The 20,839-nt window shown below is 60.0% G+C and carries 22 protein-coding genes and 1 tRNA gene; 14 read left to right on the top strand and 9 right to left on the bottom strand.

Features of this window, described 5'->3' with window-relative positions; all coding sequences use genetic code 11:
• The first annotated feature begins 3 nt into the window (after positions 1 to 3).
• The gene (locus tag QA637_RS03485) at positions 4 to 495 is read left to right on the top strand and encodes a BA14K family protein (protein ID WP_283063447.1); all 492 of its coding nucleotides are present in this window, start codon (positions 4 to 6) and stop codon (positions 493 to 495) included.
• Between the two features lie 392 nt (positions 496 to 887).
• The gene (locus QA637_RS03480; protein WP_283063446.1) at positions 888 to 1,760 is read left to right on the top strand and encodes an alpha/beta fold hydrolase; all 873 of its coding nucleotides are present in this window, start codon (positions 888 to 890) and stop codon (positions 1,758 to 1,760) included.
• 111 nt (positions 1,761 to 1,871) lie between these two features.
• On the opposite strand, the gene QA637_RS03475 is transcribed toward QA637_RS03480, so the two are convergent.
• Together QA637_RS03475 and QA637_RS03470 are read right to left on the bottom strand one after the other, a co-directional pair.
• Complete coding sequence (locus QA637_RS03475; RefSeq protein ID WP_283063445.1) at positions 1,872 to 2,915, bottom strand: porin; 1,044 nt, start codon at positions 2,913 to 2,915, stop codon at positions 1,872 to 1,874.
• A 693-nt stretch (positions 2,916 to 3,608) separates the two neighbouring features.
• Positions 3,609 to 3,698 (bottom strand) — tRNA-Ser (locus QA637_RS03470).
• A gap of 350 nt (positions 3,699 to 4,048) precedes the next feature.
• Here QA637_RS03470 and QA637_RS03465 point away from each other — a divergent pair.
• The 3 genes from QA637_RS03465 to QA637_RS03455 all read left to right on the top strand — a co-directional run bounded on the left by QA637_RS03465 (position 4,049) and on the right by QA637_RS03455 (position 6,359).
• The gene (locus tag QA637_RS03465) at positions 4,049 to 4,405 is read left to right on the top strand and encodes a PilZ domain-containing protein (protein ID WP_153441062.1); all 357 of its coding nucleotides are present in this window, start codon (positions 4,049 to 4,051) and stop codon (positions 4,403 to 4,405) included.
• Between the two features lie 298 nt (positions 4,406 to 4,703).
• Positions 4,704 to 5,129 carry a PilZ domain-containing protein gene (locus tag QA637_RS03460; RefSeq protein ID WP_283063443.1) on the top strand — a complete coding sequence of 142 codons (426 nt, stop codon included), beginning with the start codon at positions 4,704 to 4,706 and terminating at the stop codon, positions 5,127 to 5,129.
• A 105-nt stretch (positions 5,130 to 5,234) separates the two neighbouring features.
• Positions 5,235 to 6,359, top strand: a complete 1,125-nt coding sequence (locus QA637_RS03455; protein WP_283063442.1) for a pyridoxal phosphate-dependent aminotransferase — start codon at positions 5,235 to 5,237, stop codon at positions 6,357 to 6,359.
• Between the two features lie 78 nt (positions 6,360 to 6,437).
• Here QA637_RS03455 and QA637_RS03450 read toward each other — a convergent pair whose 3' ends face one another.
• Positions 6,438 to 6,704: an SEL1-like repeat protein gene (locus QA637_RS03450; RefSeq protein ID WP_136504089.1), complete on the bottom strand. Its 267-nt coding sequence runs from the start codon at positions 6,702 to 6,704 to the stop codon at positions 6,438 to 6,440.
• A 588-nt stretch (positions 6,705 to 7,292) separates the two neighbouring features.
• On the opposite strand from QA637_RS03450, the gene QA637_RS03445 reads away from it, so the two are divergent.
• Positions 7,293 to 7,634 (top strand): DUF2147 domain-containing protein, encoded by a 342-nt coding sequence (locus tag QA637_RS03445; RefSeq protein WP_153441065.1) that lies wholly within the window; start codon positions 7,293 to 7,295, stop codon positions 7,632 to 7,634.
• 308 nt (positions 7,635 to 7,942) lie between these two features.
• Positions 7,943 to 8,749 carry a hypothetical protein gene (locus QA637_RS03440; RefSeq protein ID WP_283063439.1) on the top strand — a complete coding sequence of 269 codons (807 nt, stop codon included), beginning with the start codon at positions 7,943 to 7,945 and terminating at the stop codon, positions 8,747 to 8,749.
• An 87-nt stretch (positions 8,750 to 8,836) separates the two neighbouring features.
• On the opposite strand, the gene QA637_RS03435 is transcribed toward QA637_RS03440, so the two are convergent.
• The gene (locus QA637_RS03435) at positions 8,837 to 9,538 is read right to left on the bottom strand and encodes a glutathione S-transferase N-terminal domain-containing protein (RefSeq protein ID WP_153441067.1); all 702 of its coding nucleotides are present in this window, start codon (positions 9,536 to 9,538) and stop codon (positions 8,837 to 8,839) included.
• A gap of 178 nt (positions 9,539 to 9,716) precedes the next feature.
• Between QA637_RS03435 and QA637_RS03430 the strand changes: the two genes are divergently transcribed.
• The 4 genes from QA637_RS03430 to QA637_RS03415 all read left to right on the top strand — a co-directional run bounded on the left by QA637_RS03430 (position 9,717) and on the right by QA637_RS03415 (position 12,178).
• The gene (locus tag QA637_RS03430) at positions 9,717 to 9,890 is read left to right on the top strand and encodes a hypothetical protein (RefSeq protein ID WP_136504085.1); all 174 of its coding nucleotides are present in this window, start codon (positions 9,717 to 9,719) and stop codon (positions 9,888 to 9,890) included.
• Positions 9,891 to 9,900: 10 nt separating this feature from the next.
• The gene (locus tag QA637_RS03425) at positions 9,901 to 10,074 is read left to right on the top strand and encodes a hypothetical protein (protein WP_153441068.1); all 174 of its coding nucleotides are present in this window, start codon (positions 9,901 to 9,903) and stop codon (positions 10,072 to 10,074) included.
• 127 nt (positions 10,075 to 10,201) lie between these two features.
• Positions 10,202 to 10,522: a YnfA family protein gene (locus QA637_RS03420; protein ID WP_283063436.1), complete on the top strand. Its 321-nt coding sequence runs from the start codon at positions 10,202 to 10,204 to the stop codon at positions 10,520 to 10,522.
• A 153-nt stretch (positions 10,523 to 10,675) separates the two neighbouring features.
• Positions 10,676 to 12,178: an AMP nucleosidase gene (locus QA637_RS03415; RefSeq protein ID WP_283063434.1), complete on the top strand. Its 1,503-nt coding sequence runs from the start codon at positions 10,676 to 10,678 to the stop codon at positions 12,176 to 12,178.
• A 1-nt stretch (position 12,179) separates the two neighbouring features.
• Here QA637_RS03415 and QA637_RS03410 read toward each other — a convergent pair whose 3' ends face one another.
• Positions 12,180 to 13,136: a lysylphosphatidylglycerol synthase transmembrane domain-containing protein gene (locus QA637_RS03410; protein ID WP_283063433.1), complete on the bottom strand. Its 957-nt coding sequence runs from the start codon at positions 13,134 to 13,136 to the stop codon at positions 12,180 to 12,182.
• Positions 13,137 to 13,231: 95 nt separating this feature from the next.
• Between QA637_RS03410 and QA637_RS03405 the strand changes: the two genes are divergently transcribed.
• Together QA637_RS03405 and QA637_RS03400 are read left to right on the top strand one after the other, a co-directional pair.
• Positions 13,232 to 14,251 (top strand): glycosyltransferase family 2 protein, encoded by a 1,020-nt coding sequence (locus QA637_RS03405; protein WP_283063432.1) that lies wholly within the window; start codon positions 13,232 to 13,234, stop codon positions 14,249 to 14,251.
• Positions 14,244 to 15,728 carry an ArnT family glycosyltransferase gene (locus QA637_RS03400; protein ID WP_283063431.1) on the top strand — a complete coding sequence of 495 codons (1,485 nt, stop codon included), beginning with the start codon at positions 14,244 to 14,246 and terminating at the stop codon, positions 15,726 to 15,728. Before QA637_RS03405 ends, QA637_RS03400 begins: the two co-directional genes overlap by 8 nt.
• 226 nt (positions 15,729 to 15,954) lie before the next feature.
• On the opposite strand, the gene QA637_RS03395 is transcribed toward QA637_RS03400, so the two are convergent.
• Both QA637_RS03395 and QA637_RS03390 read right to left on the bottom strand, forming a co-directional pair.
• Positions 15,955 to 16,851, bottom strand: a complete 897-nt coding sequence (locus QA637_RS03395) for a diacylglycerol/lipid kinase family protein (protein WP_283063429.1) — start codon at positions 16,849 to 16,851, stop codon at positions 15,955 to 15,957.
• 161 nt (positions 16,852 to 17,012) lie between these two features.
• The gene (locus QA637_RS03390) at positions 17,013 to 17,486 is read right to left on the bottom strand and encodes an Lrp/AsnC family transcriptional regulator (RefSeq protein ID WP_153436556.1); all 474 of its coding nucleotides are present in this window, start codon (positions 17,484 to 17,486) and stop codon (positions 17,013 to 17,015) included.
• A 147-nt stretch (positions 17,487 to 17,633) separates the two neighbouring features.
• On the opposite strand from QA637_RS03390, the gene QA637_RS03385 reads away from it, so the two are divergent.
• Positions 17,634 to 18,548, top strand: a complete 915-nt coding sequence (locus tag QA637_RS03385) for a DMT family transporter (RefSeq protein WP_283063427.1) — start codon at positions 17,634 to 17,636, stop codon at positions 18,546 to 18,548.
• A gap of 64 nt (positions 18,549 to 18,612) precedes the next feature.
• Here the strand turns inward: QA637_RS03385 and QA637_RS03380 are convergent, their stop codons facing one another.
• Together QA637_RS03380 and QA637_RS03375 are read right to left on the bottom strand one after the other, a co-directional pair.
• Complete coding sequence (locus QA637_RS03380) at positions 18,613 to 19,500, bottom strand: ABC transporter permease (RefSeq protein WP_153436554.1); 888 nt, start codon at positions 19,498 to 19,500, stop codon at positions 18,613 to 18,615.
• Positions 19,501 to 19,611: 111 nt separating this feature from the next.
• Positions 19,612 to 20,610, bottom strand: a complete 999-nt coding sequence (locus QA637_RS03375; protein ID WP_153436553.1) for an ABC transporter substrate-binding protein — start codon at positions 20,608 to 20,610, stop codon at positions 19,612 to 19,614.
• Positions 20,611 to 20,839: the final 229 nt, after the last annotated feature.

The following is a 20,839-nucleotide window of genomic DNA, read 5'->3' as shown; positions in this document are numbered from 1 at the left end:
CCAATGAAGACGTTAGCAATTGTCGCCCTGTCGCTGGCAACGGCGATGAGCAGCGTTCCGCCCGCAGAAGCATTTCCGATCGCTCCGGTGGTAAAGCCGCAGGCCACTGATATTCAGCGGGTGCAGTTTCCTTACGAGCGCGGCGAGGAGCGTAAGAGCGGCAAGTGTCGCTTGCCCTACTGTGGACGTGGTTATCGAGCGGACCGGCGCGACTATCGTGACTATCGCCGTAGCTATTACCGCAACCGCTACCACCGCCGTTATCATCATGACGACGACGACAACGATTTCGGCGCCTTCATCGGCGGACTGGCGACCGGTGCGATAGTCGGCGGTCTGCTGAGCCAGCCGAGATATGCCGGGCCGAGTTATTACGGCGGCGGCAGCGCCCACACCCGCTGGTGCTATGCGCGATATCGATCCTATCGCGCCTGGGACAATACCTATCAGCCGTATGGCGGCCCCCGTCGCCAGTGCTACTCGCCCTACAGCTAGAGCATTTTCCCGTCAGGTGGAATCACCTGACGTCGCACAAATGCGGCAAAAACAAACAGATAGAGCGGTCGCGCGAACGCACATGAGCGCATCCCGCTCTACTGCATGATTCCTTAAATCGGAATCGATTTAAGGACAAAATCATGCAGCAAATCAAAGTGCTACAGCGACCTTTGCGCGTCCGATTGGACGCGCGGCGCTGTAAGGCATTCACGGCTGCAATCCACAGCCCTTCCCACCGAGCAATGTGCCGAGGGCCCGGCTTCATAGAAAGTTCTGTCTTTGCATGGCAGACCGTTGCGCCGACACAAGCCGCCCTTGGCCTTCAGCCCACTTGCCGTCGCGCATCCAGCAGCTACGATTTCACCTCCTCTTGACCGAACGGAGTGGCCATGGATCGGAGTGAATTTCGCGAGCATCGCTTTCGGTTGCAGGACGGCCTGCAGCTTTATGCCAGATCCTATGGCGATGTACCGCGTGGACGGATCCCGGTCATCTGCCTCCCCGGCCTTACACGCAACAGCCGCGACTTCCAGGAGCTCGCGTGCTTTCTCGCCTCGCCGGCGGGAGGCGAGCATTTCATCCTCTCGCTCGACTCCCGCGGGCGCGGCTGCTCGCAGCGCGACGACGACAAGAGCCGTTACACGGTCGCGACGGAAACCTCGGACCTCATCGCCGCCTGCGCCCATTTTGGCATCGAGAAGGCGATCTTCATCGGCACGTCGCGCGGCGGCCTGATCCTGCATCACCTCGCCGGCCTTGCCCCCGCGTTGATCGCAGGCGTCGTTCTCAACGACATCGGCCCCGTCATCGAAATCGAGGGGCTGCTGCGGATCAGGGACTATCTCAACGCAGCGACAGGACCGGCAAGCTGGACCGCGGCACCTCGCTACCTGCAATCCGTACATGGGGATGATTTTCCAATCCTCCGCGAGCACGATTGGCAGGAGATGGCAAAGGCAATTTATCGCGACGAGGGCGGCATCCCTGTCGCCGACTTCGATCCGGCAATCGCGGCACAGTTGCGAATGCTAACGGCCGATACGTCACTGCCGGATCTTTGGCCGCAATTCGACGTCTTCGCCGGCCTGCCGATGATGGTCATTCGTGGGGAGCGTTCCCGGCTGCTGTCGAAAGCAACGGTCGAAGAGATGAAGCGTCGGCATCCGAGCCTGATGTCCGTGACCGCGGTCGGACAGGGCCATGCACCGCTCCTGCATCTCGATGGCCCAAGGCAGGCTATAGCGGCCTTTCTACAGCGGTAACGGTTTGCGCTCGTCCTACGCAGAGAAGCGTCTCTCGCTCCACGAAACGCCCAAAATGAGAAAGCCCGGCTCAAGAGCCGGGCTTCCCTAACTGACCGAGGTCAGGTCAGATTAGAAGTCACGCTGCAGGCGGAGGAAGCCGAAGACTTCATCGTCGCCGTCATCCTGGTCTTCGTACTGAACCGACAGACGGGTGGCGAGGCCTTCGGTGATCTTGTAGTCAACCGTACCACCAACGCGCCATGCATCGTTGCTGCCGAAGTCGGTAAGCGAGCCTTCCGACAGGTTGCCGAAGTACTGAGCACCGGGGGTGATTGCGAGCTTGTCGTTGACGTTCCAACGGTACGAAGCAGCAACCGTCCACTCAGACCGTTCCCAGTAAGCGTTCGGGTTGGATGCCCAGATACCAGCAACCTGGAAGACGCCCGGGCCGAGGTCAGCCGAAAGCAGAGCGCGGATCGCGCCTTCTTCGAGTTCGGTGTCGAAGCCGCCGAGCAGGTCGAAGCTTACGCCGCCGAGCGTAGCGGAAACGATACCGGCAACGCCGACGCCGTTGTCCTTGGTGGAGGTGCCTTCGAGTTCGTCGACCGAGATACCGGCCTGGAAGGTGCCACCGTCATAGAGGTAAGCGAGCGAGTTGAATTCGGTGAAGTTGCCGAGCGAGTCGGTTTCACCGTTCAGACCCTTATCCCACCAGCTGTAGAAGAAGCCGGCCTTGAAGCCGCCGAGCTGGATGTAGGCTTCATCAACGTCGATGAAGTCGCTGTCGCCAGAATCGGTATCGTTGTCGGCGTTGAACTCAGCAGCGAAGAAGCCGGTGAGCGTGCCGTACTCGGTGTCGCTCTTGGCGTCGGTCGAGATGTAAGCGCGGGAGAACATGTCCCAGTCCGAGGTGGCCTGGTTGCCGAAGTCGCGAGCATCGAAACGGCTAGTTACCTCGTCACGGCCGAACGAGCCCTGAACGCGGATGAAGCCGCCGATCTTGAGGCAGGTTTCCGTGCCCGGGATGTAGAAGTAGCCCGTGCCGAAAGCGTCGCAAACGCGAACGTATTCCATGGGCTCCGGCTCGGCGGCGACGATTGCGTCGGCTGCCTGAGCGCCGGATACTGCTGCGAGAGCAGCAGCGGAGCCGAGAAGAAGGCTCTTGATGTTCATTTCTGACCTCCAGTCAAAAGTTTCAAACGGGTCTGGGTTTCTTTGCTGAAGGACAGCGTTCCCTGCCCCATCCCCAACGTTCAAGAAGTCGGACGATCAACCGCCCTTGCTTCCGGAGTTGAAAATACAAAACCGGATGGGGCACGCAACGTCCAACTTACCAGATCACCTCCTTTGCGCTGCCCTTCCCTGATCCCTGTTGCTGAAACGACACAAAATCGCCTCATCCCACCCGAGGAAATTAACAAAGCGTTAAGAAAACCCTTTAGCGACGGGGGGTTAGCACAAGGGCGCAGCGAGGCTCCTGTTCCAGAAAGGGGCAGAAAATGGCCGAAAACAGGGGCAAAACCGGGCATCGGCGGCTCCGGTCTGCGGTCTTCTCACCAGCAAGCCGCCACCCAAACGGCATCTGGCGAGATGGCGACGGGAGATCTTTTGCCGATTCACAAGAGAATCAACGCACTGGATTCGCGAATCCTTCGGAGCCCACTGGCGACGCCGGGAATCGCACGACTCGTCGCGGGGCCGAACGCGAGAGGGACAAGGATGCGGACAGGCGGGCACGATTTTACGTGTGTGCAGAGAGCACTTGCAGAAGTTGCAATCGAAGAACGGAAGATCGGCGAGCCGCTACAATCGAACAACTTGCCCGACCGATGACGTTTCGTGGGTTGTCATGGACAAATGAGGAAATGGCGGAGAAGAAGGGATTCGAACCCTCGATACCGTTTCCGGTATACTCCCTTAGCAGGGGAGCGCCTTCGACCACTCGGCCACCTCTCCGTTAGCGCCTGACTAGTGTCACCGCGCCATCAATGCAAGATTTTTTTGTCAGATTTCGGGAAATCACACGATTTTCATCGGCTGGCGATACGTCAGGAGGCGCCTCTATCGGCGATGTGCATCGCGACCGGAGGGTGCACACGCGGGCCGCCGCCCTTGGAACCAGACAATTTGCCAACGAGATGATGTCGGCTTCCCGAAGGTCCCGACGTTTCGTAAATAGCGCTGCCCGCAAGGCCGAAGCAAGTCCGCTTGCCAAAAATAGCCGTCTCGCGGTCGAGCGCGGTGATTCCCCGCCGAATGACGACATCGCGTGGTGGATAAAAGAGTCGGCATTTTCGGAGGCCGCTATGTCGATGATCATGCATGTCGCGCAAGCAAAGCCCGGCCAGACCTCGGCCGTCTACCAGCATTATTTCATCGAGCGCCCGTGCCGCATCCTTGTCATCGGCAAGCAGTTGAAGACTAAGGCCAAGTATCAGTGCCTGCTTCGGCATATCTCGATTGGCGGCGCAATGCTCGACTTCAATGCCGCGATCATGCTGCCGAAGCACTTCTTTCTTGAGATCGACGGATTCAAAGAGGAGATCGGCTGCGCGGAGGTCCATCGCAGCGGCACGGAGCTCGGCGTGCGCTTCAACATGCTGCTTGCCCAGGACTTTCTGCGCCGGCTGATCCGGTTGCAGTTTTCCAGCGGCGGGCTTTAAAAGCGCGTCGCGCTCAATCGGACTCATGCGACGCGCTTTAGGTCATCGCTTTTATGCATATCCCAAAACCGCTGCACACTTCTCGGCGACATGCATCAGTAGCGGCTGCGTCGGTGTCCAAATAACGCAAGCTTGTTAGATTCTTATCGATTAGCTTCAAGGGATTGCAAGTTTCCCACTGGAGACTGCCGAGAATAGCCTTCCTGCCCAGGCATTTTGGAAGGCACCGGCAAATGACTTGTCCGGACTTCGTGGAATCGCAATCGCCGCTTCATGCGGCGCGTCCGGAGTATGACGCATGCTGCAGTCGACCATGTATTCGCTCGTCCCCTCGCCTCTCTACGAGCGCAAGTACGAGCGCTTTTCGATCGGCCAGGCTGGCACGCTGATGTCGGTGCGACCGGCCCTCGGCGGCGTCTCCATACGAGCCTGCAAAATGATCGACATCTCGCGGGGCGGCGCGAGCTTTTCCGTGAGCACGACAATCGGACTGTCGCAGCACTATTACCTCCATATCGTCGGCACGAAATTCCGCATCGGATGCGCCGAGGTCTACCGCAAAGGAGAGCGCATCGGCGTGCAATTCATCAAGACGATCGACGAGGCATTCCTGCACGAAATCGTGCGCCACGAATTTTTCACCGGCCAGGACAAGAAGGCTCCGTCCAACCTAGCGGCGGTCTCGCGTCGTCCCGCATCTGTCAACTGGGGCTTCGTCGAATAAGGCGCTGAGCGCAAGCAGGTCGATCTTTTCCGCAAAAGCGATTCCGATTCTTGCGCATATGCGATAAGTTCCGCGGCATTTGTTCCACGGGGTCCAGCTTCTCGCATGTCCGCATTCTCCCGCTTCACACCGCTTATCCAGTCCTTGCCAGCAACCATTCCCTTCGTCGGGCCTGAAGCGATCGAGCGCCAGCGCGGCCGCAAGGTTGCCGCGCGCATCGGCGCCAACGAGAGCGGCTTCGGTCCGGCAAATTCTGTGCTGCTCGCCATGCAGCAAGCGGCCGGAGAAACCTGGAAATATGCCGATCCTGAAAATTACGACCTGAAACAGGCCCTCGCCAGCCATCTGCGAATCTCTTCCGCCAACATCGCGATCGGCGAAGGCATCGACGGCTTGCTCGGCCAGATCGTCCGCCTCGTCATCGAACCCGGCATGCCGGTGGTGACCTCGTTCGGAGCCTATCCGACATTCAACTATCATGTCGCCGGACACGGCGGGCGTCTCGTCACGGTCCCCTATGCTGACGATAGGGAAGACCTCGACGGATTGCTTACCGCCGCAAAGCGCGAGGATGCACCGCTCGTCTACTTCGCAAATCCCGACAACCCGATGGGGAGCTGGTGGCCCGCTGATCGTATCGTCGAATTCGCAAATGCCCTGCCCGAAACAACGCTCCTCGTCCTCGACGAAGCCTACAGCGAAACAGCGCCGCCCGAGTCGATACCGGCGATCGAAAGTTTGATCGACAAGCCGAACGTCATACGCACGCGCACATTTTCCAAGGCCTACGGGCTTGCCGGGTCGCGCGTCGGTTATGCGCTTTCAACGCCCGGCACGGCTTCGGCGTTCGACAAGATCCGCAATCATTTCGGGATGAACCGTGTCGGCGTCGCGGCAGCGATTGCTGCTCTTGCTGACCAGAGTTATCTTAAGGACGTCATCGCGAGAATAGCGGCGTCGCGTGACCGAGTCTCTCGGATTGCGCGCGACAACGGGCTGCAGCCATTGCCATCGGCCACAAATTTCGTGGCCGTCGACTGCGGACACGACGCGACCTATGCGCGGGCGATCGTCGACCGCCTGATGAGCGGCCACGGTGTTTTCATCCGCATGCCGGGCATTGCCCCGCTCAATCGCTGCATCCGGGTCAGCGCCGGGCCCGATGCTGAAATGGACCTGTTTGAAGCAGCCCTGCCCGCCGTTCTCAGGAACCTGGCGGCAGGTAGCTGATATTGTAGTAGTTCAAAGTGCTACAGCGACCTTGCGTGTCCGATTGGACGCGCGGCGCTGCAGGCTCACACCTCGCTGTCAATGTACCGTCATCCATTCGCGGGCGGCGCGCAGGGCGGCGGCAAGATCGGTCTTGCTCATCGTTGCCGCAAGATCGGCGCGCAAGTCCGCAGCGCGGTCGGATCCCTTGATGGCGGCAATGTTCAGCCACTTGTGGGCAGCGACGAGGTCGACCGGCCGGCCACGGCCCGTCGCATAGGCCAGGCCCATTTCACAGAGCGCGTCCGCGCGGTTTTCGCCACCCATCGCGGCGTCCGAAGCGATTTGCATATCAAAGCGTGCCATTTGTCTTGTCCCTGTCTTGCTGGTTGATCCGGCTGAAGCGGCCCGCCCTCTCGGGCGGACCTTGCTCCAGATCAGCATTTTTGGTCCCTGTTCAGTCGCGCCTCTTTGTGGGCTTTCCGAAAGTGCACCGTCTTTTGCGAGTGTCGCTTTCGGCAGTTCGGCGGGTTGTTCTCTCCGCTCGTCTTGTGGCCTGGAGTATGCTCAACGGCCTTCAACGCGCGCTTAAAATGCATGCTTAATTTGACGCAAACAAAGTTCAAACGCTTGGTAAACTTGAGTTTTCATTAAGCATAGGATCGCCTGAGATAGCGCGCATTTGCCTCAAAATTTACGAAATATTCAGCCGCCGATTTAAACCAATCGCTAACCACACAAACAGCATCGGCCGGCCGCACATCGATTTTCGTTGCCTCTCGCCGGCTCTGCAGACCTGGCGAACCAGTGATACGGGAGGGCTGCGGATGTTTACCTTTACGTGCGCGTAAGATACGTTCGCGCCACGCGGTGCGAGACCGCTTGACATGAGGTATTCCAGCTGGGCCGGTAGACGATACTATGCCGGCCGGCTTTCTTTTTGGGAGGGATTGAATGATTCGTACATTGCTCGTCGCAGCGGCCATTGCCTGCACTACCGCGGGCTCGGTCCGTGCCGCGGAACCGATCGTCGGCAACTGGAAGACAGCGAGCGGCGCCACGGCCGAAATCGCACCATGCGGCGGCGCTTACTGCATCACTTTGAAAACCGGGAAGTACGCGGGCAAGCGCATCGGCAATCTGACCGGAGCCGACGGTATCTACAGCGGCGAAATCACCGATCCGGAAAGCGACAAGACCTATAGCGGATCAGGCACCGTCAACGGTAAGGCGCTAAAGATGAAAGGCTGTGTGCTGAAGGTGCTTTGCAAATCGCAGACCTGGTCGCGGCTGTAAGTCTCACTATGGGGATGGGAACCGCCTGGGTCTTCTGCCGAAGGGCAGCCTGGCGGTGTGTCAGAGGCGAAATCCCATCCTCCGACAGAACGATTTTATTCGGGGCTTGGATGCCCTACAGCGCCCGCGTCTTTTGTCACACGCAAAGGTCGCTGCATTTTGAATCGCTGCAGGATTCCTCAAATCGATTCCGATTCGGGGAATCATGCAGTAGAAGCGATTCGCAATCCGATATGGTCTCGCGAGGATTTCGAGGCATTCCCCGGTATCCGTCAGCATCAGAGAATTGAGCATGCCGAGGAATGTCGATGGAAGCAAAAGACGTTGAGGCGATCCTTTCCGAATACGAAGCGCTAGCCCTGATCGCCAACAGTGAAGGTGTAGACATCGATGCGGTCATGCGCGCCCTTCCAGAGCGAACGCTGTATGTCTTTTTCAACGGGTGCGCAAAAGTGCTGGCCCGCCCGTTCGAGAAGGACGCCATACTGTGTCAGCGCCTCATCAGCGGCGGCACGCGCTTCCTGACTTCACAGAAGCATGTGGATCGGGCACGTGCACTCTTCTCGCGGCCCTTAAAGGCTGAGATTGGCGTTCTTGCCGAGCGCGGGGCACTGGAAGGAACGCCTCGCATAGCGGCACCGCGCAGGAGCGCGCTCGTGCAACATACGTTGGACTTCGACCATGAGTTCGGCTCGCTGTACACAGCCAGGCGCATGCCAACGACCGGTTTTGCCGTTGCCCTATGGCTGCTCGAGAAGGCGCCACATGCAAAGGTCTTCCTCTGTGGTTTCACCGGCGCCGCGGGATCCCGATTCGACATTATTGTGGAGCACGACTGGACCTTCGAACAAATCATGCTGCGGTGCTTCGTGAAGCGAGGGCGCATTCAATTCTTCGAAGAGAGCGTCAGCGAGCCGGCTGGCGCCCTGGAGCGCGTCTGCGCTCATTTTCCGGATCTCAGCGAGGCGACAATAGCGCTAATCGCCTCCAACGTTCTCGCAAACCGCCACACGGCTGTGGAACGGCAGGTCGCGAAACTTTGGGCGACGACAAAGCTGCAGCGCCGGATCCGCTCGTTTTTCAAGCGCATTAGGCTCAGGTACGGCGAACGCTGACGATCCAAAACCCTTCGTCCGGTTCGCCGCCCCTGATCTCATGCAAACGCGGGAGCGATTGAAACGTCCGTTTGATAGCACCCGACGCTAACGCGCACGCTGTCCAAACAGGATCTTCTGCGCCTCCTGGTCCTCGGCGAGGCTCTTCTGGCGAGCGCGCTCTTCCTTACCCACTTCGATCGCCTTTTGAACGGCTGGCCGCGCAAGCACCGCCTCGAACCAGCGCTTCAGATGCGGGAAGTCATCCAGATCCTGTCCCTGATTCTCGTGCGGGATCACCCAGCCGATACAGGCCATGTCGGCAATCGAGTAGTCGCCAGCCAGGAACGGCCGGTCGGCGAGGCGCTTGTTCATCACGCCATAGAGGCGGTTGGCTTCGTTGGTATAGCGATTGATCGCGTATTCGATCTTCTCCGGCGCATATTGGCGGAAATGATGGGCCTGTCCCGCCATGGGACCGAGGCCCCCCATCTGCCAGAAGAGCCATTGATCGACTTCGACGCGCGATCGCTCGTCGGCAGGATAGAACTTCCCGAATTTGCGGCCGAGATATTGCAGGATCGCCCCCGACTCGAAGATCGAAATCGGCTGGCCGCCCGGGCCGTCGGGGTCGATGATCGCCGGCATTCGGTTGTTGGGGGCGATCTTCAGGAAATCCGGAGCGAACTGTTCGCCACGCCCGATATTCACGTATTTGACCACATAGGGAGCGCCGAGCTCCTCCAACATGATCGTGATCTTCCAGCCGTTTGGGGTCGGCCAGTAATAAAGCTCGATCGGAGCCGCCATCCTGTTTCTCCTGAGGTTGCAAGAGTTAACACGTAGGCACGCCCGCCGCCTCCTACAAGACTGATAAAATTCACGAAGATGAACCGGAGATGAACGGACATCTCAGCATCAATTCAGTTTGGTTGTGAGAAAAGACAATCAATCGATCTTAACGTGCCTCCAGCCAACGGACAGAACCATGGATATTCTCGCTCGGCGCCTCACCATCATCAGCGTGCTGATGGTTGTCTTCGCTATGACGCTCGCCGCCGCGGTCAGTGCCGATACGCAGCGCCGCCGCCAAAGCACCTATCTCGGCTCGCTGACCGACTGCACCGCCCACACGGCCCAATATTGCCAGGCCAAGCTCTAAGAAGCCAAAGATGACCGCTCTCGCCACTTCCGCCATTCTCTCGCTCCGTGTCCTGATACTCACAGGCCTGCTGATGGCGCCGATCGGAGCAGTCGCCTACACCAAAGCCGCGGGCCTCGGCATCGGCAAGACCGGTGCCGGCCTCGTCCTCTTCGTGACGCTCCAGCGTCAGGCGATGAGTTGACGTCCACAGCGCCGCGCGTCGTATCAGACGCGCAAAGGACGCTGTAGCACTTTGAATTGCTCGCGACCCGTCTACCGCTTGCATATGGATTGAAATTCCGGTCCTTTTCCGGCGAACGGATGGAATAATGCCTGCATATGCAATCTATCTCGCCGCCGCACTTGCCGAAATCGCCGGATGCTTTGCCTTCTGGGCATGGTTCAAGCTCGGCAAATCCATCTGGTGGCTTGTACCCGGCATGGGCTCGCTCGCCCTGTTTGCCTGGCTCCTGACGGTGGTCGATTCGGCGGCCGCCGGCCGCGCCTATGCCGCCTATGGTGGCGTCTATATCGCCGCTTCGCTCGCCTGGCTCTGGCTCGCAGAAGGTGTGCGCCCGGACCGCTGGGACATGACCGGCGTCGCGCTGGCGCTCGCCGGCAGCGTGATCATTCTCGCCGGTCCGCGCTGACTCCAGCAAGCGAGCATAGGTGTATCGGATTCAATCGGCGTTCGATTCCAGATAGTTAAAGCGATGCCACGGCGGAAAAAACGGCTCCACAATTTTCCAGACCCCACTTTATCTTGTCGTTTGCTTGTCAGAAGGCGCAGCCTATAATGCGACATGAACAAACGAATCTCTTCAAACTCCGTTCTCTCCGTCGCAACCCCTGAACCATTCGAGCCGCACCTCTTCGAGGATCCGGCCGAGGCCGTCGATTGCCTGGAGGCTCTTTATGAACGCAACACCCGCTTCCTCCGCGAGGCCTTCGAAGGGCTTGGAAAGAGCGATGCGCCGCTCACGCGGTTTCGTGCCTGCTATCCGCAGGTCAGCATCGAGACGAGCAGCTTCGGCCACGTCGATTCCAGGCTTTCGTTCGGATATGTCAGCGCGCCCGGCGTCTACACGACGACGATCACCCGACCCAAGCTCTTTCGCCATTATCTGAAGGAGCAGCTCGGGCACCTGATGCGCAACCACGGCGTCGGTGTCACCGTTTCCGAATCGTCGACACCGATACCGTTGCATTTCGCCTTCAGCGAGGGCGCTCATGTCGAAGCGTCGGCCGCCGAAACCATCGACATCCCGCTGCGCGACCTGTTCGACGCGCCCGACCTGACGACGACCGACGACGAGATCGCCAATGGGTCCTATGAGCCGGGCCCCGGCGAACCCTCGCCGCTTGCTCCGTTCACCGCGCAGCGCATCGATTATTCGCTGGCCCGCCTCAGCCACTATACAGCGAGCAGCCCGACGCATTTCCAGAACTTCGTGCTCTTCACGAACTATCAGTTTTATGTCGACGAGTTCTGCGCCTGGGCCCGACAGCAGATGGCACAGGGCGGAAACGGCTACACCGCTTTCGTCGAGCCGGGCAACATCGTGACACCCGCGGGCGCCGACAGGCCGGATGCCGACTATACCTCCGTCCGCCTGCCCCAAATGCCGGCCTATCACCTGAAGAAGAAGGGGCACGGCGGCATCAGCTTGGTCAACATCGGTGTCGGCCCGTCCAACGCCAAGACGATTACCGACCATATCGCGGTGCTGCGCCCGCATGTCTGGCTGATGCTCGGGCATTGCGCCGGGCTTAGAAACAGCCAGCGCCTCGGCGACTATGTGTTGGCGCATGCCTATATGCGCGAGGACCACGTGCTCGACGATGATCTGCCGGTCTGGATCCCGCTGCCGGCGTTGGCGGAAGTGCAGGTTGCGTTGCAGGACGCCGTGGCCGAGGTGACGGGCTACAAAGGCTACGACCTCAAGCAGATCATGCGCACCGGCACGGTCGCGACGATCGACAACCGCAACTGGGAACTGCGCGACCAGCGCGGCCCGGTCAAGCGCCTGTCGCAGGCGCGCGCAATCGCGCTCGACATGGAGTCGGCCACGATCGCGGCCAACGGCTTCCGCTTCCGTGTGCCTTACGGCACGCTGCTTTGCGTGTCGGACAAGCCGCTCCACGGCGAGTTGAAGCTGCCCGGCATGGCAACCGCCTTTTACCGGACGCAGGTGAGCCAGCATCTGAAGATCGGCATCCTGGCTCTGCAAAAGCTCGCGGCAATGCCGCCCGAGAAACTGCATTCGCGCAAGCTCAGAAGCTTCTACGAAACCTCGTTCCAGTAGATCACGATCTTCGCCGCAACAGCAGTGAGAGCATCGTGCCGGCGACGGCCGACACGATGACGAGCAGGTGCGCATTGACGCTGGCACGGCCGAGCAGTTCCAAGGCGGCGCGATTGCCGGGCGCCCCGAAGGAGATCGCTCCGGCGGCGATCGCAGCCGGATAGGTGCCTACTCCCGCCGGGGCATGAACCGGCAGAACCGAGGAAAGCTCGCCGCCTAGGGCACCGCCGAAGCAGGCGGCAAGCGGCGCTACCCCCATGATGGCAAGCACCCAGGCGAGAACCACGACCTTGACGCCCCAGTTCAGCATGGTCATTGCCCATGCACGCAGGAATGCCGGCACGTTGTCCGGCAGCCCTGCTTCCACTTCGTCCAGAACGGTCGCGAGTTTCGCCGGCGCCTTGCTGCGCGCAAGCGTCAGAACCTTTCCCTTCAGGAGAAAGAATGCGAGCGGTGAAAGGAAAGCAAGCGTCCATGCGAGCCAAGCGATCAATGCATCGCTCATGTCGATCACCAGGCCGATCGCCGCGACCGTTAGCAAGGCATGCAGATCGAGCAGCCGCATGACGAGCAGAGCCGACGTGCCATGCACCAGCGGCACCCCGAATTCAGAGCGCATCAGCAGGGGAAAGCTCGTTTCACCTGCTCGAAACGGCAACATGATGTTGAGCAGATTGTGGACCTGCGTCACGCGAAACAGAGGCAGGAACCGCCCACGGGTCTGTTCCGGGAAATAATCGTAGATGCGAACGCAGCGGATGAAGTAGGTGGAGATCAGCAAGACGAGTGCGGCAAGCACCGACCAGATGCCGATTTCGGCCCACTGGCGCATCAGGGTAGACCAGCCCCAGACCCACTCGACAAAGACCGCGTAAGCCGCGATCGCGGCCACGGAAATCAGCGCCATGCGGTTGCGTACGAGCCACGATCGCCGACTGAACTGCCAGTCCGAATTCATCCGATGCCGATTTCCTGTGCTGAACCACGCAATTCGACGTTGGTTATCACCGTTAACTGTGCAAGAAAACTGCGACAGTACGTCGGAGACAATCCTTGAATCACATTGAAGAACCCGTGACGGCTCTTGCCGATAAAATTGAGGCCATCGAGCTGTCCGTCGTTGTCCCCGTGTTCAACGAAGAGGACAGCGTCGGGCCGCTTGTCACACGCATTCGTGACGCGCTGGCCGGTTTCAGCCAGCCGTGGGAACTGATCCTCGTGGATGACGGCAGCACCGATGGTACCCTTGCCAATGCCCGCGCCGAACTCTTTCGTCCGGACTTAAGGCTGAAGATCATCGAACTGCAGAAGAATTTCGGTCAGACTGCCGCCATGCAGGCCGGTATCGATGCCGCGTCCGGGCGATTGATCGCGACCCTCGACGGCGACCTGCAGAATGACCCCAATGACATTCCACGCATGGTCGCGGCAATCGAAGAGCGCCAATTGGACCTGCTCGTCGGGTGGAGACAGAATCGGCGGGACGGCCTGCTGCTCAGAAAAATTCCCTCATGGTGCGCCAACCGGCTGATCGGCAAGATCACCGGAGTGAGGCTCCATGACTACGGTTGCAGCCTGAAGGTCTATCGCGCCTCGATCATCAAACAAGTCAAACTGATGGGCGAAATGCACCGCTTCATCCCGGCGTGGGTCGCCGGTGTCGTGCCCAGCAGCCGGATCGGCGAGATGCCCGTTACCCACCACGCCCGGCACTTCGGTACGTCGAAATACGGACTCTCGCGCATGTTCCGCGTCATACTCGATCTCCTGGCCGTACTCTTCTTCATGCGCTACAAGGCGCGCCCCGGTCACTTTTTCGGATCGATCGGGCTTGCGACCGGCGGCTTGAGCGCACTCATCCTCTTCTATCTGGCCATCGACAAGTTCATTCTCGGCAATGACATCGGCACCCGCCCGATGCTGGTCGTGGGCGTGATGCTGTTCCTGTCTTCGGTCCAGCTCATCACCACCGGCATCCTTTCGGAAATGATGGCCCGCGCCTATTTCCGCGACGACGAGACGACGAGCTATATCGTGCGCCAGGTCTTCGATAAGGGAGGGCCGCATGCTTGAAGCCTTCGACCGACGCCCCAATGCGGCCTTCGTCGCGGTGGCCGGCTATTTTCTGTTGTGCATAGTCTTACGTCTTGCGGTGTCGAACTCTCTCGAGATCGATGAGGCTGGCGTGGCACTCCAGTCGCAATTCCTGCAGCTCGGATACGGGCCGCAGCCCCCATTCTATAACTGGCTGCAATACGGTCTGGCGCAGTCGATCGGCGCGTCGCTTGCGACGCTGTCAGTCCTCAAGAACAGCCTCCTGTTTCTTTCCTGCCTTTTTTACGGTCTGGCGGCACGCCTTGTCCTCAGTAACTGGCGCCTTTCGGCGATGGCGATGCTTGGCGTCCTGACGCTGCCGCCTGTATTCCTGCTGGCGCAGCGCGATCTCTCGCACACGGTCGCCGCGCTCTTCACGGTGTCGCTCTTTCTTTACGGCTTCCTGAGGACGCTCACACGGCCCACCCTGTTCTCGTACCTGCTGACAGGCATCGCCGTCGGCATCGGCATAATCTCGAAGTATAACTTCGTGTTGATCCCGGTCTCGGCGATAATTGCAGTCCTGCCGGAGCGCGACTTGCGGGCTCATGTCTTCGACTGGAGGATCCTGCCGGCGATCGTGATCGCCGCCCTCATTGTTCTGCCCCACAGCTACTGGCTATTGCAGAATCTCGACTTCGCCTCGGGCGGCACCTTGAACGAGATGAGGGAACATGAGGCGCAGGGGCGTTTGCTGCAGGCCTTGCGCGGAACCTACGCACTCGGATCGGCGATCATCGGCGGTGGCCTCGTTTCAGCACTCGTATTCGGCCTTGTCTTTCGCGGCAAGGTGCGCGTGATCTGGCAGGCGGAAAACCAGTGGAGCCGGGTCGTGGGGCGGATGATCGCGATCTGCCTGGTTGGGGTGCTGCTCATCGTGCTGGGTGTCGCGGCAACGCACATACGCGAGAAATGGCTCGTTCTCTATCTCATGCTTGTCCCGCTTTATCTTTGCCTCAAGATCGAAGCGGCGAAGATCGATCTCACCAACATGTTCCGGCGCTTCTTCCTGTTGGTGGCGTTTCTCGCCTTGACGGCACTCACCATCGTGTCGGCGCGCGCGATCGTGCGGCCATGGTTCGGCGACTATTCAAGGCTGAATATCCCCTATAGCGACTTCGCCGAAGCGGTGGCTCAAGCGGAGGGCGGGCAGCCGGCGCTCGTCGTTACCAATGACAAGCAAATTGCGGGAAATCTGCGCACACGGTTCAGCGCGGCGCTGGTCACCATGCCGAAGCTCAACGCGCTTCCGGTCGACATGACGAAGAGGCCGCTTCTGGTTGTCTGGCACGACGACACAACCCAGGAAGCGCCCATTCCCGACCTTCTGAAGGACACGCTCAAGGCTTCCACCATTCCGGAAGCGGCGATGATGCCGCGCCACCTCGCCCTCCCCTACATTCATGGCGCCGGCTCGGATCGTTACGCCTTCAGCTACATCTGGATCGCGGAGTGAGACCTGCTCTGTGGCGCTAACAAAGCACGTCGCATTCAATTGCAGCCATGCGACGTGCGGTGGGTTTTTGTCCTCATGCATGTCTTTGTCCCGAAACCGCTGCACACTTTTGGGCGACATGCATGACAGCGCCGTGCGTCCTTTAGGACGCACAAAGGACGCTGTAACTCTTTGATTCGACGCATCGTGCTTTCCGAAAATCGGGTCCGATTTTCGGGCCGATGCGCTAGGCTCCCACCAGCAGCTTCAGCTCGCCAGGATGTATCCGTAGCGCCACGTCGCGTCCCATAGGCAAAAGCTCGCCGTCGATGACGCAATTGATCTTTCGGTCGACTTTCGGGAAATGCAGGTCGACTGTGATGGCGCTCATTTCCGTGATCAACGGGCTCGCGCGGAACTTGCCGCGCAGGATGGCGAAGGCGAGCTTCGCGACGCCGGCAGGATTCAGAGGCGGCGCGGTGTAGAAGCCGAGATGCCCGCTCGTCACGTCGTCCGCGTACATGAACGTGGAATGGCCGAAATGGTTGTTCGAGACAGAAATCGCCGAAACATGCCGGCGCTCCCTGTGGCCGTCGGCATCGAACTCGATTTCAAAATCCGGCGGGTTGAAAACAACGCCGATCGCCGCGCGTGTGCTTGCACCGATCTTTCCAAGCCGCGAGGCGAAACGGTAGGATTTGCGATACCGCACCAGACGGGCATGCAGGCCCATGGAAAACTGATGAACAAAAGCGCGGCCGTCGGCGCTGCCAATATCGGCAGCGATAATTCTGCCATGAGCAAGAACCGCCGGCGCCTTCCAGATATCGAGCGGCAGCTTCAACGAGCGCGCGAAAAGGTTCATCGTACCGGCCGGGATGACTCCGAGCGGCATGCGGTTCTTCCACGCGACTGCGGCAGCGGCCGAAATCGTGCCGTCGCCGCCGCCGGCAACGATCGCATCGAGATCGCCCCGCCGACAGGCTCTTTCGAGCGTATCCCGCATGTCGACGGCCTCGACAGCGGCGACTTCGATCTCATGTCCGGCAGCGCGAAAGACCTCTTCCACCCACCTGCCGTATGCCTCCATGTCCGTCGAACGGAAGGTTCCCCCATCTCGATTGAAGACGGCCTTAACTTTCATGGAACGTCATGTTCTCCGGTGACCTCGCCAACATCTCAGATCAGAGATAAGCGCGGCGGTGGGCGTTTCCAGAGGCCTAAGCGGGAATCAGCGGCTGCGGTTTCAGATAATGGTGAACCGGCGGAAAGAAACACGCGCAGCGCTACGCGCCGCGGGCTTCTTCATGGCAACGAAGGCAGCTTCAGCGGTCCGCCCGTCTTGATCGACCGGATAGCGAAGTTCGATCGGATATCGGTAACGCCCGGCAGGGCAAGCAGCGTCTCGGTCAAAAGCCTCTCATAGGCCGAGAGGTCCTCGACCACGACCTCCGCCAGGAAATCGGCATTGCCGGAGATCAGAAAGCAGGAGACCACCTCCGGAATGCCAAGCAGCGCTTCCTGCTGGCGGCGTGCGTTTTCCTGGCTGTGATGGCCAACCTTGATTTCGACGAAAACCGTCAGGCCAAGGCCGACCTCCTTGCGGTCGATATCGGCGCGATAGCCGCGCAAAACGCCTGATTTCTCAAGATTGCGAATCCGTCTCAGGCAGGGCGACGGCGACAAGTTCACGCGCTCGGCGATCTCGACATTGGTCGCGCGCGCATCCTCCTGGAGGATCTTCAGAATGGCAATATCGAATTTATCAAGTTTTGGCATACTCAATAAGTTTGCTGCACAAAGTTGGCACATTGTTGCTCATTGTATGCCATGTGAGGCACAGATAGCAAGGACATGCCCTGCCGCTTGGCGCTAGTGTCTTCCCGATCCGAACCCCTCTCAAAACCGATCGGAAGGAACACGAAAATGGTTGCGCTGACACTCGATCGCGGCTCCGCCGCACCTGCCGTGGCCGGTTATGCCGGCGCTTTCATCACCGTGATGATCTGGGCGACCTGGATTCTGGCCACGCGGCATACTGCAGCGACGGCGCTCGGGACGATCGACCTCGGCCTCATTCGCTACGGGATACCGGCACTCGTGCTTGCGCCTGTCTGGCTGAAGACAGGCCTCATACCCAAGACGCTGCCGCGGGGGCTTCTTGCGATGATGGTGGCGGGTTCGGGCGCTGTCTTCTTCCAGGTGGCCGCCTTCGCCATCCATGCAACGCCCGCTGTGTCCGTCGGTGTTCTGCTCGGCGGCTCGATGCCGCTCGCGACCGCGTTGATCGGTGTCGCATTCTTCGGCGAGCGCCCCGATCGCATGCGCCTCGTCGGCTTTGGCGCCATCATAATCGGCGTCACCATCCTGCTCGTTCGCAGCCTTGGCGCGTCGGATGGATCCGCCTGGACGGGCTACATGCTGCTGCCCGCGGCCGCGACGCTCTGGGCGATCTACACGCATGCGTTCCGCCGCTCGGGCTTGAGCGCCGTGGAGGGCAGTGCGCTGATTGCGGTCTGGTCGTTTCTCATTCACCTCGTCCTGGCGGCCGTCTCGGGCACCAGCACGCTCATGAGCGTTCCGCTCGGCGAGGTCGGTCTTCAGGTTTTGAGTCAGGGCGTTCTTTCCGGTTTGGCGGCAACGCTCGCCTATGGTTTTGCGGTCCGTCGCCTCGGCGGCACACAGGCGGCGGCCTTCACCGCCTTGACGCCCGTGCTCGCCATGTTCGGTGGAGCGGCACTGCTTGGCGAAACGATCGGCCCGTTCGAGATCGCTGCCGCGGTCGTCACCTCGGCCGGCGTCGCCCTCTCCACCGGCATTCTCTCTCCAAAACAGGCTTGATCGCATAAACAAACGGCCCGGAAACGCTGGCATTTCCGGGCCGTCCTTTTTTCGTCGTTTGGCTTTAGCCGTGAACGATCTCGCGATGCCGCTGCAAGCGGTGGCCATAGGCCTGGCTGACGCGATCGAAGATAATCGCGATGCCGACGATGGCCAGTCCGTTGAAGATGCCGAGCGTGAAATACTGGTTGGCGATCGCCTTCAAAACCGGCTGGCCCAGCCCCTGAACACCGATCATCGAGGCGATCACAACCATGGCGAGCGCCATCATGATCGTCTGGTTGATGCCGGCCATGATCGTCGGCAAGGCAAGCGGCATCTGGACGTTCTTCAGCTTCTGCCAGCTCGACGAACCGAAGGCGTCCGCCGCCTCGAGCACATCCTTGTCGACCAGCCTGATACCGAGATTGGTAAGGCGGATCATCGGCGGGATGGCGTAAATGACGACGGCAATCAGGCCGGGAACCTTGCCGATGCCGAGCAGCATGACCACGGGAATGAGATAGACGAAGCTTGGCATCGTCTGCATGACGTCAAGCACCGGATTGACGACGTTCTGGAAACGATCGGAGCGCGACATGATGATGCCGATCGGTATGCCGATCGCAATCGACAGGACGGTACAGACGAAGATCATCGAGATCGTCTTCATCGTGTCGTCCCACATATCGAAATAGCCGATGACGAGAAGCGTACCGACGCAACCGGCTACGATCTTCCAGTTACGGCTGGCGAGCCAGGCAATCAGCGCGACCAGGATCAGGATGATCGGCCAGGGCGTCCGCGTCATGAAGCGTTCAGACTGGATCAGAAAGAACTGCAGCGGTTCGAAGAAAGACTCGATGCCATCGCCATAGGCGCGGGTGAACGCCCGAAAACCTTCGTCGATCACTTTCTTCAGCTCTCGAAGCTGATTATCGTCCATATGCGGAAATTTGGTCAGCCATTCCATTTGATTCCCCTTCGCATTGCTCCTGGCAGCGCTTTCGTCTTGTTGTTTTCGCCGCCGGTCATCAAACATGAACGGCGCGCACGATGCGCGCCGCCCACTCGGATCAACAGATCAAAGCGCGGCCTTGATCTTCTCCGCAACTTCCGGAGAAACCCACTTGGTCCAGATGTCCGGGTTCTCCTCGAGGAAGTGCTTGGCGCCTTCCTCGCCGCTCGCCTGGTTGTCGGTCATCCAGGCCATCAACTTGTTGACCGTGTCGTTCGTCCAGGCACGCGCGTTGAGGTATTCCATGGCCGGGCCGGCACGGTCGGCAAAGGCCTTGGTTACCAGCGTCTGGACCTTGTCCTTCGGCCAGTCGTTCTTCTTCGGATCCGGGCAATCCGCAACCGTGTTGCAGCGCTTCCATTCGGCCATGTCGTTCGGCACGCCATGGTCGAGCTTGACCATCTCGTACTTGCCGAGCAGCGCCGTCGGCGCCCAGTAATAGCCGACCCAGCCCTGCTTGCGCTCGTAGGCCTTGGCGATCGAACCGTCGAGGCCGGCGGCCGAGCCGGTGTCGACCAGGGTGAAGCCCGCGGCCTCGGCGCCGTAGGCCTTGTAGAGCTGCGTCGTCACGACCGTGCCGCCCCAGCCCTGCGGACCGTTGAAGACAGCACCCTTGCTCGGATCCTCCGGATCTGGGAAGAGTTCCTTGTGCTTCAACACGTCATCGATCGTCTTGATATCCGGATTGGCGTCGACGATGTATTTCGGCACCCACCAGCCCTGCACTGCGCCGTCAGACAGCGCTACCGCCGCGCCGACGAGCTTGCCTTCCTGAAGGCCGCGATTGACGACATCCGGCAGCAGGTCGACCCAGCCTTCCGGCGCGATGTCCGGCTGACCCTTCTCAATCATCGAAGTAATCGACGGCACCGTATCACCGACGACGAGCTCGGCGCTGCAGCCATAGCCCTCGGTCAGGATGAACTTGTCCACGTTCGCCAGCACTTCGGCGCTCTGCCAGTTCATATTGGCGATCGTCACGTCGCCGCATTCTGCCGCCGACGCCGCGCTGCCCAGGCCGAGAAGGCCGGCAGCAAGACAAGTCGTTGCAAGAAATTTCTTCATTTTCGGTTCCCTCTGTTCTCGCGGTGTACCCATGGCGAACTGCCAGCCTCACCGCGGCGGCCGGCAGCGAACGGAACAAGGCCCCTGCCCCAGTCCGCCGGAATGGAAGCAACAGCTTACCACAGCCGTCAATGCCTGTTCGGATTGACGCCTAATCATTTGCTACCGAGTCTTTCCGGCAAACACTTTTCCATTTGCGTCAGCGATTGCGCTGACTCCCGCTTCCAGG

Origin of the sequence: Sinorhizobium terangae, assembly GCF_029714365.1 — a bacterium.
GTDB lineage: Bacteria > Pseudomonadota > Alphaproteobacteria > Rhizobiales > Rhizobiaceae > Sinorhizobium > Sinorhizobium terangae.
Note: the sequence above shows the minus strand (reverse complement) of the source record. Positions and strands in the feature narration are given on the sequence as shown.